Source organism: Gemmatimonadota bacterium, from assembly GCA_009841265.1.
Lineage (GTDB): Bacteria > JAAXHH01 > JAAXHH01 > JAAXHH01 > JAAXHH01 > JAAXHH01.
This window is the reverse complement of the sequence record VXMB01000009.1, coordinates 1,412,216-1,424,418: the sequence shown is the minus strand read 5'-3', so window position 1 is coordinate 1,424,418 and position 12,203 is coordinate 1,412,216. Positions and strand designations below refer to the sequence as shown.

General features: G+C 62.7%; 6 protein-coding genes and 1 pseudogene (1 of these 7 cut by a window edge). 6 read left to right on the top strand and 1 reads right to left on the bottom strand.

Features of this window, described 5'->3' with window-relative positions:
* Nucleotides 1–7: 7 nt before the first annotated feature.
* Together F4X08_11005 and hisD are read left to right on the top strand one after the other, a co-directional pair.
* Nucleotides 8–1,060 carry a DUF1611 domain-containing protein gene (locus F4X08_11005; GenBank protein ID MYD26327.1) on the top strand — a complete coding sequence of 351 codons (1,053 nt, stop codon included), beginning with the start codon at nucleotides 8–10 and terminating at the stop codon, nucleotides 1,058–1,060.
* A gap of 25 nt (nucleotides 1,061–1,085) precedes the next feature.
* On the top strand, nucleotides 1,086–2,423 hold the full coding sequence (gene hisD / locus F4X08_11000) for a histidinol dehydrogenase (protein MYD26326.1): 1,338 nt from the start codon (nucleotides 1,086–1,088) through the stop codon (nucleotides 2,421–2,423).
* Nucleotides 2,424–2,474: 51 nt separating this feature from the next.
* Here hisD and F4X08_10995 read toward each other — a convergent pair whose 3' ends face one another.
* Nucleotides 2,475–3,557: a hypothetical protein gene (locus tag F4X08_10995; GenBank protein ID MYD26325.1), complete on the bottom strand. Its 1,083-nt coding sequence runs from the start codon at nucleotides 3,555–3,557 to the stop codon at nucleotides 2,475–2,477.
* On the opposite strand from F4X08_10995, the gene F4X08_10990 reads away from it, so the two are divergent.
* The 4 genes and pseudogenes from F4X08_10990 to F4X08_10975 form a co-directional block, all read left to right on the top strand.
* The gene (locus F4X08_10990; protein MYD26324.1) at nucleotides 3,346–4,269 is read left to right on the top strand and encodes a dienelactone hydrolase family protein; all 924 of its coding nucleotides are present in this window, start codon (nucleotides 3,346–3,348) and stop codon (nucleotides 4,267–4,269) included. The two genes, F4X08_10995 and F4X08_10990, sit on opposite strands and share 212 nt — an antisense overlap.
* On the top strand, nucleotides 4,269–5,015 hold the full coding sequence (locus F4X08_10985) for a phytanoyl-CoA dioxygenase family protein (protein MYD26323.1): 747 nt from the start codon (nucleotides 4,269–4,271) through the stop codon (nucleotides 5,013–5,015). The genes F4X08_10990 and F4X08_10985 overlap by 1 nt, the downstream gene beginning before the upstream one ends.
* 387 nt (nucleotides 5,016–5,402) lie before the next feature.
* The gene (locus F4X08_10980) at nucleotides 5,403–10,559 is read left to right on the top strand and encodes a hypothetical protein (GenBank protein ID MYD26322.1); all 5,157 of its coding nucleotides are present in this window, start codon (nucleotides 5,403–5,405) and stop codon (nucleotides 10,557–10,559) included.
* A gap of 342 nt (nucleotides 10,560–10,901) precedes the next feature.
* Nucleotides 10,902–12,203: pseudogene (locus F4X08_10975) on the top strand (hypothetical protein); it runs 6,951 nt beyond the window's last position.

The following is a 12,203-nucleotide window of genomic DNA, read 5'->3' as shown; positions in this document are numbered from 1 at the left end:
GAGTAATATGCAACCCAGGCGAATGGTAATTCTCACCGAGGGCCAGCTGGGCACGTTCTCCTCCAAGACGGCCGCGTCCCTGGTCCGCTACAAGTCCGATGAGACCGTGGCGGTGCTCGACAGCGTGCACGCCGGCAGGAAACTCGAAGACGTGCTCGAGGTGGGTACGGGCATCCCGATCGTGGCGACGCTGAGAGAGGCGATGGCCTTCGAACCGACCTCGCTGGTCATCGGCATCGCGACGCCCGGGGGCGTTCTGCCCGATGCCTGGCGGGAAATCATCCACGAGGCCATCGAGCACGGGCTCGAGGTGGTAAACGGGCTGCATACTTTTCTCAACGAGGACGAGGGGTTCGCCCGGCATGCTGAACAGAAAGGCGTGCGGCTGTGGGACGTGCGGCAGCCACCCGGAGACCTGGATGTGGGGCGGCACCAGGTCCACGGTCTCCCCAACCTGCGTGTACTGACCGTCGGCGCCGACTCCAGCATCGGCAAGAAGATCGCCGCGATCGAAATCGACCGCGCGGCCCGCGAGGCAGGCTGGGACGCCGAGTTCGTGGCCACCGGGCAGACCGGCATCATGATCGCCGGATCGGGCATCGCGGTGGATACCGTGGCGGCGGACTACATATCGGGCGCGGCGGAAAGACTCGTAATGGAACGCAAGCACCGGGAACTGCTGGTCATCGAAGGGCAGGGCACGATTCTGCATCCTTCCTATTCGGGCGTATCGCTCGGTCTGCTTCACGGCGCGGCGCCGCAGGCCCTGGTACTGTGCCACCAGCCGGGCAGGGACGTGATGCGCAACCTACCCGTGGTCGTGCCGTCCTACGCGGAGATGATTACCGCCCACGAGACCATTGCCCGGCCCCTGTTCCCCTGCCGGGTCGTCGCCGTGTCGCTCAACTGCATCGGAATGTCTCTGGACGATGCCGGGCGGGAAGTGGACCGGGTCGAAGGAGAGACCGGGCTTCCGGCGACGGACTGCGTGAAATTCGGTTGCGGTCCCATACTCGAGGCGCTTGCGCCACTGAGGCCCGCGACCGGGAATACCCCATGACCAGACCAGTGAGGGGAAGATGAAAATCCGAATACTGTCCGCCGAAGAGGCCGGGTCGAGCATCCTGCGGCGGCGTCCGCTGAACGAGGCCATGCACTCGCCGGAAATCGAAGCACGGAACCAGGAACTGTTCGGCGAGCCCCTGACGGCGGAACAGGCGGTAGCCCGCATCATCGACGACGTCAGAGACAACGGGGATGATGCGATCAGGAAGTACGCCCGGCTGCTGGACGGAAGTGCCCCGGGCGCCTTCGAGGTCCCCCGGTCCGAAATCGACGAGGCGGCCGAATCGCTGCCTTCCGGGTTGCGCGATGCCCTGGAGACCGCGGCCGGCCGTATACGGACTTTTCACGCGCGGCAGCCGGCCGGGTCCTGGACGCACTGGGACGAAGAGGGCGGTACCGGCCAGATCGTCCGGCCGCTGGACCGGGTGGGCGTGTACGTACCCGGAGGAGGCCCGGCCTATCCTTCCTCGCTTCTGATGGCCGTGATCCCGGCTCGGGTCGCGAGCGTCCGGGAGGTCGTCGTGGTCACGCCGCCCGGCAGGGACGGCGCGGTGCCGCCCGCCGTGCTGGCCGCGGCTTCCGTGGCAGGCGCGGACAAGGTCTACCGTATCGGCGGCGCCCAGGCGATCGCGGCGATGGCCCATGGCACCGCGACCGTTCCACGTGTCGACAAGATCGTGGGTCCGGGAAACGTCTTCGTGACACTGGCCAAGCGCCAGGTGTACGGGATCGTGGATATCGACCAGCTCGCGGGCCCCACCGAGACTCTGCTCATCGCCGACGAGACGGCCAGTCCGGACCTCGCGGCGGCCGACCTGCTGGCGCAGGCCGAGCACGATTCGATGGCGAGCGCCATATTGATCACGCCGTCGTCGACGCTGGCTCTGGCGGTGCAACAGGCCGTGGAGGAACAGCTGGCCGAACTGGACCGGGCGGACACCATCCGTTCATCCCTGGCTCAGCACGGAGGGATCGTACTCGTAACGGATCTGAAAGAGGCGGTCGAACTGGCTAACAGCTACGCACCGGAGCACCTGTGTCTGCTGGTGGCAGATCCCTGGCCGCTGTTGGACGGCATTCAAAACGCCGGGGGGATCTTCGTGGGAGAACATTCCTCCGAGGCCCTGGGCGACTACGTCACCGGTCCCAGCCACGTCATGCCCACCGGGGGCAGCGCCCGGTTCCATTCTCCCTTGAGCGTCCGCGATTTCCTGAAGATCACCAGCCTCTTCGCGGTCAACGAAGAGGCGGAGAAACGCCTGGGGCCGGCCGCGATTCGGCTAGCGGAGGCCGAAGGCCTGTCGGCCCATGCCATGGCCATTCGACGGCGGCTTTCGAAAGACCGGAACGGGGACTGACTGCTCCGCCCGGCGGCCGATCCTCGAACCCCGGCGGGCCGATCCGAAAGGCTACCTGCCGACCTCGGCAAGCGACGCCCGGGCCGCCTGGGCCAGGAACCCCATGTCGCTTCCGAGGGTGATCCACTGGAAGCCCTCCGCGATCCGCTTCCGGTTGGCCTCCATCGAGATGAACGCGAATCCACCGGGCACGCCGAGTTCCTTTCCCCGGTCCATGATTCCCTTGATGACCTTCTCCATCTCCGGGTGCGTCGGCTGGCCCACGTAGCCATGAGAGGCCGCGAGGTCGTTCGGTCCGACCAGGAAAGCGTCGACACCGGGCGTGGTGAGTATGTCTTCGAGGTTCTCCACGGCCTCGACGGTTTCGATCTGGACCATGATGAAGGTTTCTTCGTTGGCGGTCCGGAGGTATTCGGCCAGGTCCAGACCGGCGGTATTGAGGAAGCGGGCGCCCATCCCGCGGATGCCCATGGGCGGATACTTGGCTGCGCGGACGGCGTACTCCGCCTGCTCCCGGTTGTTGACCCAGGGAATGATCAGGCCTTCCGCCCCGATGTCCAGCGCCTTCTTGATATGCACCATGTCGTTCCACGGTACGCGGACGAGCGGGGTGACGTCCCGGCCCCGGGTCGCCTGGATCATGGGATGAAGGATCTCGGTATTCAGCGGGCCGTGTTCGCCATCGAACCAGATCCAGTCGAAGGCCAGGTTAGACACCAGCTCCACGATGTCGTTACTGGGGGTGCCGACGGATACGCCGTAGGTCACTTCGCCGTTACGCAGCTTCTCTTTCAGCTTGTTTCTCATGGGTTCTCCCGCGGGGAAATACGTGATAGGGAAGGTGGTTATCTCGTAGGATTTCACGATTGATTCGCTACGTTTTAATAAGTATATTGAAACCCGTCGTGCATGGAAAACAGAAATGCCCAAGGGGCTTTCGAACCGTCGTCTAGGACCGGGGCCTCCTGGTCCGAAAGAAGGGGTAGATATCATGGCTGGTATAACACCCAGCAGGCGATTTTCAGTGCCCGTTGCGTTCACTGCTTTCATCATCCTTGCCGTTGCGGCCCTGGCAATCCACGGGCAGCAGATACCGTACGCACCGACACCCGAAGGCGAGATACCCGAAGCCATTCTCGGCGAGGCCGGCGCGCCCCGCGGAGGCGACCTGGCCTATTTCGATGAAGACCAGGCGACCAGGGGTTATCTAGCCGAACCGGAAGGCCCGGGTCCCCGGGGCGCCGTCATCCTGATCCACGAATGGAACGGGCTGGTCGATCGCGTCAGGCAAGTGGCCGACGCGCTGGCCGCGGAGGGCTACGTGGCCCTGGCGGCCGACCTGTATTCGGGCCGAACGGGGAGCAACCGGGATGAGAACATGGCGCTCGTGCGGGAAACGCTGGACGACATGGACAAGATCATCCGCAACCTGGATGCGGCGGCGGCCTACCTGCGCGGAAGGCCGGACGTGAACGGCAAGATCGGCGCCATGGGCTGGTGCTACGGCGGCGGGGTCGCGCTGAGCTACGCCCTGGGCGGCGAGAACCATGACGCTACCGCCATCTTCTACGGACGCCTGCTCGACGATCCCGAACGGCTCAGCGCCATACACCACGAGATTTACGGCACCTTCGCCGGACTCGACCGCGGCCCCTCCCCCGAACAGGTGGAAGGCTTCGTCGCCGCGCTCCGCCAGGCCGGCGTGGAGAACGACGTGCACATCTACGACGACGTCAACCACGGGTTCTGGCTGTACGTGGAGCGCGATCCGAAGAACGAGGAACCCGCGCTGGACGCCTGGGAGCGGCTGAAGGCCTATCTCAAGCGGACCATCGGAAGCGATTGATGGATGCATTCGAACAGGCCCTCGCCGAAATCGACACCTTCGGCTTCACCCTGTTGCCCGAGGTGCTGGCGGCGTCCCAGGTGCGCACGCTTCGCGAGTCATTGATCCGCGTCGCTGCGGCGCACGGCGAGGCCGGTTACGAGAACCGCGGGGGCACGTCGCTGCTGGTGCGGAACCTGCCCGGCCTGGATCCGGTGTTCCTCCAGATCGTCGATCACCCCGTTGTCCTGCCTATCCTGGAACGGGTGCTGGACAAGACCCTCGTGCTGGGCAGCCTGAGCTCCCGCATCGTGCGGCCGGGGGACGGTTACCAGGACTTCCACAGCGATATACCGCAGCACATGCTGAACCCGGTTTCCCCAGTGATGATGAACACCATCTGGATGCTCGACGAATTCGACGCGGAGATCGGCGGGACGCGCATCGTTCCCGGTTCACACAAAAGCGGGTGGGCCGGTCCGCCGGAGGGCATGGAGGTGCCGCATGTGTACCAGCCCGAGGCTCCCGCGGGCAGCGTGCTGATCTTCAACGGCCAGTGCTGGCACGGCGGAGGAGCGAATACCACCGACCGCAACCGCCACGCCCTTTTCGGACACTACCGCAAGTCCATGCTCCTTTTCCAGCTCGATCCCCACGACGGTTTTCGGGACGAGTGGTTTGAAGGGCTTTCGCCCCGGCAGAAGCAGCTTATGCGTATGCAGAAGGGTGTCGGTGCCCGCCACGCGGCGGACGACCATCTGTTGTAGACGACCATGCATAAATAGTTCTGCCGGCCGGCCACACACCGCACGGCCATCCGCGCACGGCCCGTCCGGTTGTGTGCCGCCACGTCAGGGAACGCCCGCAGAATCAACGAAACCCGTCAGAACGACGTTGTTGATACTGTGAATATACCCCCCAATTTCCTTCCTAGATACTTTGAATATATCTTCATAGGTATTTGTTAGTTGGACATACTTTTCTTATTTTAAAAGTGTTCCAATTTGATCAGTAAGCGGACAGGTCCTGGCTGCCCCGTGAAAGCCGCTCACGCGTGGCAACGCTTGAAAGCACTCCTGATCGGATTCAGCCAAGACAAGTCTCGGGGATCTTCTCTCCCAAGCATTGATCATCAAGAATTGATCATGATGTAGATGGAGAATGCCCTGATGTCATCTAATAGACATCATGTCCATCGTTTCATATTGCCGGGGATTCTAATCGTCCTGTTTTGGTCGCTATCCACCTGCGGCCAGGACAATCCGACAAGTTCTCCCGTAGCATCGCGGATCGTCATAGCGCCATCGGCGTTGACGCTGTCGTCGGTGGGACAGACGGATCAGCTCCTGGCCAGCGTACGGGATCAGCAGGACCGTCCGATCAGAGGCGCTTCGGTACAGTGGTCGAGCAGTAACAGCTCGGTGGCCACAGTGAGCGCAACCGGCCTGGTGACGGCGGTTTCCGCGGGTACGGCCATGATCACGGCGCGATCGGGGGCGGTGTCGCAGTCGATCCGTGTGACGGTGATGGAGTGGGCGCGCGCCGTTACGCTTTCTCCATCCTCGGCCGAGCTGGCGCCGGGCGACACCCTGCGCTTCGTGGCATCGGCGGTTTACGCCGACGGGCGCGCGGTGGCGGAAGCGACGTTTACCTGGAGGTCCAGCAACGTGTCCGTGGCGACGGTGGACACATCGGGCCTGGTGACGGCGATTTCCGCGGGTAAGGCCACCATCACGTCCGCTTTCCGCGGGGTATATGCCACGGCCGCGATCACGGTCTCGAATCTGGTGCCGACGCGCATCGACGTTACGCCTGCCCTCGTCACCTTTACGTCCCTTGGCGAGACGGCGCAACTTGCGGCCGTGGTAGTGGATCAGCATGGCCGTCCACTTGCGGATGCCGCGGTGCAGTGGTGGACCAGCAACAGCTATATAGCCACGGTGAGCGCGACCGGCCTGGTTACGGCGGCTGGCGAGGGCGCGGCCGAGATCACGGCGCGTTCGGGGGCGGTCTCGGCGACGATCCACGTGTCGATAATGCAGCGGGTGCGCGCTATCACGCTGTCCCCCTCCTCGGCCGCAATGGCGACGGGAGACACCCTTCGATTAGCGGCATCGGCCATAGACTTCAACGACCACACGGTGGCGGACGCCGCGTATGTCTGGACGTCCAGTAACGAGGGTGTGGCCGCGGTGGACGTTTCCGGCCTGGTTACGGCTGTATCCCCGGGTACGGCAGACATTTCGGCCGCTTTCCGCGGGTTGTCCGCCTTCGCCTCGATCACGGTGAGCATTCCCGACAGGATAGAACTGGTGGCGCTGTACCACGCCACGGACGGCCCGCACTGGACGCAAGCCGGGGGCTGGCTCGGCGACGGACCCCTGGATGGGTGGCACGGGGTGACGACCGACGGCTCGGGCCTGGTGATCGCCCTGAGCCTGGACGGCAACAACCTGTCGGGCGCGCTTCCCGCCGAGTTGGGCGATCTGGACCGCCTCTCGCGGCTGGACGTAAGTCACAACCCCTTGGAGGGCGTGATCCCTGCGTCCTTGATCCGCCTCGGCCTCGAGGTCCTGGACCTGGAAGACACGGGGCTGTGCGCGCCGTCGACCACCGAATACGAGGCGTGGCTGGAGGGAATAGGAGAACGGACCGGTATCGCCTGGTGCGAGAACCCGGACCGGGACATATTGATCGCGTTGTACCACGCCATGGACGGTCCGAATTGGCGACGCCAGTCGGGGTGGCTCACCGATGCGCCTCTGAACCAGTGGTTCGGGGTGACGACGGACCGCCACGGGCGCGTGATCGGGTTGAATGTAAACGACGGCGGGCTGATAAACAACTTAAAAGGTCAGCTTCCTCCCGAACTGGGCAACCTTTCAAGCCTACAGTTCCTGGATATCAGCTTCAACCAGCTTACCGGCCCGATCCCTCCCGAACTGGGCAACCTCTCCAATCTACAGACACTGGAACTGTACGGCAACCAGCTAAGTGGCTCGATCCCTTCCGAGTTGGTCAACCTGTCCAATCTGCGCGCCTTGTACCTCTACAACAACCAGCTGAGCGGCGCGCTGCCTTCCGATCTGGGTGGGCTTGCCAGGCTGGACACCTTGTCTCTTTCCGGGAATCATCTGAGCGGCGCAATCCCCCCCGAACTGGGCAATCTGTCCAATCTGCGTGTGTTACGTGTTTACGACAACCAGTTGAGCGGCGCGCTTCCACCCGAGATAGCCAACCTAAAGCGCCTGGAGGAACTGAATCTACATGAAAACGCCCTGAGCGGCCCGATTCCCCCCGAACTGGGCAATTTGTCCAGCCTAAGAGATCTGTTCCTCGGCAGCAATCAGCTAACGGGGCCAATCCCTCCGGAACTGGCCAACCTTTCACGCCTAACGCATCTGTATCTTGACCAGAATCAGCTTACGGGATCTGTCCCTTCCGATCTGGCCGACCTGTCCAGTCTGGAGGACCTGAATCTTTCCCTCAACGAACTGAGCGGGGGGATCCCGTCATGGCTGGGCGATCTCACTCTACTCGGAGCGCTGGTCCTCCATGGCAATCAGTTTACCGGCCAGATTCCTCCCGATCTGGGTAAACTGACCTCCCTTCATAACCTGCGGCTTCATGACAATGATCTGAGTGGCGGTCTACCTCATGAGTTGGGCAACCTGTCCAACCTCTGGGCTCTGACGGCATCGTCGAACCGGCTGACGGGCGCCGTTCCCCTTTCGCTTTCCAGCCTGCATGGCCTTCGTATTCTACATCTGGAAGACACGGGGCTCTGCGTCTTTTCGAACGCGGCCTTCGAGGCATGGCTCGATGGCGTGGAGGAAAAGCGCGTTCCGGATCCGTGCACGGATCCGGACCGGGACGTGCTGGCCGTTCTGTACCACGCCGCTGGTGGCCCGAACTGGCATCGGCGGTCCGGGTGGCTCGGCGATGGACCCTTGAACGGGTGGCAGGGGGTGACGACCGATAGCTTCGGCCGAGTGATCGGTCTGACGTTGGAAGGAAACAACCTGTCTGGTGCGCTCCCCGCCGAGGTTGGCGCATTGGACGCGCTGACGGGATTGTCTCTGGGCGATAACGCACTGTCGGGTCCTCTGCCGCAGTCCCTGGGCAACCTCGTCCTGCTCGAACATCTGGACCTCGGCGGCAATCCGCTTACCGGTCCCGTACCGCTGTCGCTATCGGGCCTGGAGCACCTTGAACTCCTTCATCTGGACGGTACGGCGCTTTGCGTGCTTTCGGACGCGGACTTTCAGGCGTGGCTGGAGGACATTGATGATGTCCGCGTGTCCGCCTGCGCTTCTGGTGGGGACCGGGATGTTCTGACTACCCTGTACCACGCGCTGGGCGGTCCGGGCTGGAGGAGCGACGAAGGCTGGCTGAGCGATTTGCCTTTTGATGGATGGCACGGCATTCAGGGCAGTGGCCTCCACGTGGTGGAACTATCTCTTCCCGGAAACAATCTATCGGGCCGTATACCCGCGATCATCGGCTCCCTTTCGGGGCTCGAGACGCTGCGTCTGGACGACAATCAGCTGTCGGGTCCATTGCCTTCCGCGCTGGGGGAATTGTCCGACCTGCGGCATTTGATCCTCCACCGCAATGAGGACCTCACCGGCCCGCTACCGCATTCGCTCACGGGCCTCGACTTGGAGACGCTGCGCCTGGACAATACGGGGCTGTGCGCGCCGCGGGACCCGGCATTCGAGGCGTGGCTGGCGGGGATCGCGGATCGGCGCGTGGCGCCGTGCTTGTATGACATGGAAGCGCGGGCGTACCTGGCCCAGGCGGTACAGTCGCTGGACTTCCCGGTGCCCCTGGTGGCGGGCGAGCGTGCCTTCCTGCGCGTGTTCGTGACGAAAGGAACCCAGGACGGAGCGACGATGCCGCCGGTCCGGGCGACCTTCTACCATGGCGGCACGCCCGTGCACACCGTGGAAATCCCCGCGCAGGATACGATGTTGCCTGCTGAGATTGACGAGGGGTCGCTCTCCTCATCGGCCAACGCGGAGGTGCCTGCCCGGGTCGTGGCGCCGGGTCTGGAGATGGTGATCGAAATCGCGCCGTACGGCGCGGCTGATTTCTCGGGCGGCGCGGGGCTGCGCCTGCCCGAAACGGGCCGAACGGCCGTGGAGGTGAAGGAGATGCCTCCCCTCGACCTGACGATAGTGCCCTTCCTGTGGACCGAGTACCCGGACCGCACGATCCTGAGCCGTACCGGGGGACTTGCCGCCGGGGACGATCTTTTCTGGCAGACGCGCGATCTCCTGCCGGTGGGCGACTTCAACGTTACGGTGCGCGATTTCGCATGGTCCTCGGTGGATCCGGTGTTCGAGAACATCCCTGAGATCGTTGGCGAGACTAGGGCGATCCGTGCGCTGGACGGAGCGGACGGCCATTACATGGGCGTGCTCAGGGATCGGGGTGGAGGCCAGGCCAGTTTGTCCGGCAGGGTGAGCGTCGTGCCGCTGGAGGGGAGTGTTATCGCCCACGAGTTGGGCCATAACATGAGTCTCAGGCATGCGCCCTGTGTACCGTTTTTAGGAGGAATATTCGGCGGTCCAGGAGGCGTTGACCCTCTTTATCCCTACCCGCATGGCAGGATCGGCTCGTGGGGCTACAATATGTGGAGTCACGACATTGGATACATACGTTCCCCGGATAACGACATGCTGGTCCCTCCCGAGATCTCAGATCTGATGGGTTACTGCGACCCTGTCTGGATCAGCGATTATCACTTCACCAAGGCGCTCAAGTACCGTCATACCGTGGAAACGGACGATGTTATGGCATCGGCGTCGCCGCGGGCGGCGGCCGATCCTGGTTACGAACGGGCGCTCCTGCTCTGGGGTAGTAGAGACGAAAGCGGCGGCCTCGAGCTCATGCCGGCCTTCGTGGTGGACGCGGCGCCATTCGTGCCGGCAGGAGGCGGTCCGTACCGGCTTACGGGCGAGGATGGGGGAGGGCGCGCACTGTTTACCGTGCGCTTCACCATGGGCGAGGTCGCCCACGGCGAGGGCGGTGCCTTTGCCTTCGTGGTCCCGGCGCCGGCCTCGTGGGCGTCGCGCCTGGCGCGGATCACGCTTGCCGGGCCCGAAGGCCGGGTGTCGATAGACGCGGCGGGTGATCGCGCCGCGGCGCTGCTCCGTGATCGCCTCACCGGCCGAGTGCGGGGGCTACTTCGCGAAGTGTCGTCTGCGTCGATGATGCCGGGTGGGACGGGCGCGCGCGTCCTGCCGCCCGAACCCGGCCTCGAGATCGAGATCAGCCGCGGCATACCCGAGAGGTACGCGTGGTAGAAGGCAGAGCCGGGCCGCCTGGCAAGGCTTTCGATTACAGCGCGGACAGTGGCTATACCTGGGATTACTCAAAGTGACGATGTATCGATTATTCAAACTAAATTGCATATAAAACTGTTGACAAATTACAATTCAACTAATAGCATGATATTGCAGGAATAAAAAAGCCCCCCCAGTAGAAGTATCTTCTCGATTCGAATTCACCACCTCCCCTTATTCGTCAATGAAGCGGCGATCAATGAACGCCCAGGCTGATCGGGGGATACCCCTTTGCGTCGCTTTGGTTTAGCAAAAGCACTCTACCAAGTTCTCCTGACCTCCGTCCTGTGCGTCGGATGGTCGATGGATACCCGTGCGGACGACGACAACGGGTGCGCCACTCCTCTAGTAGCGTCAGGACCCAAAGCGACCTTTGCAATTAAAACAAACGATTCTGTGTCGTTGAACGTATCCGGATACTTCAGCGGTGGTTGCGGCAGCGTCAGTTACTCGGCAGACGATGCGAGTGCGGGCGGGGGTGTCACGGCCAGTATGTCGGGTAGCAGTTTGACGGTGAGTGCAGGATCTACATTGGTGTCTTCCGGTAAAGTGATCGTGACGGCGGAAGACGATAGCACGACCGCTTCATGGGACTTCAATTTCAGCGTCTATAATACGAACCCGCCCGCGGATATCAATCTTAGCGTCTCGCCGACCACGATATCCGAGAACGCCGGCGCCAAGTGGGTGACGGTGACGGCCGGTTTTACCGGTATCTGGTGCTTCAGCGGGAGCCAGACGGTGAGCGTTTCTGTGGGTAAAAGCGGTGGCGTCAGCACAGCAGTGTCGACCACGTCGTTCAACATAACAATCCCCAAACTTACTCCCAGCGCCAGTACTTCTTCGATCCTCAAAGTGACGCCGTCGAACGACAACGTAGACACCAGCAATTCCACGGTCAGGCTGAGCGGCACCGCGACGAACATGACCGTTTATCCGGCTACGATCACGATCACCGATGACGACACACGGGGCGTATTGTTCGAATCTATCCCGAGTAGTTTGCCGGAGAACGGCGGTACGGACACCTACAAGGTGTGGCTAGCGACGAAACCTACGGCCAAGGTGACGGTGAGTGCGTCATCGGGCGACACCGACGCCATGACGGTAAGTCCTGCATCGTTAACCTTTACAACATCAAATTGGGCCACCAAGCAGACGGTGACGTTGACAGGTGTGGACGACGACATAGACAACGCCAACGACCGGAGGAACACTACCCTATCGCATGGAGTTAACGGCGGGAACTACAGCAGCGTGACCGTCGCCGACAAGACCATCGCGATCATCGACGACGACGAGCCGGAGGTATGGTTCGAGTCGATCCCGAGCAGTTTGTCGGAGAACGGCGGCACGGACACCTACAAGGTGCGGCTGTCCTTGCGACCTACGGCCACGGTGACGGTGAGTCCCTCTTCAAGCGACACCGACGCCATGACGGTAAGTCCTGCATCGTTAACCTTTACAACATCAAATTGGGCCACCAAGCAGACGGTGACGTTGACAGGTGTGGACGACGACATAGACAACGCCAACGACCGGAGGAACACTACCCTATCGCATGGAGTTAACGGCGGGAACTACAGCAGCGTGACCGTCGCCGAC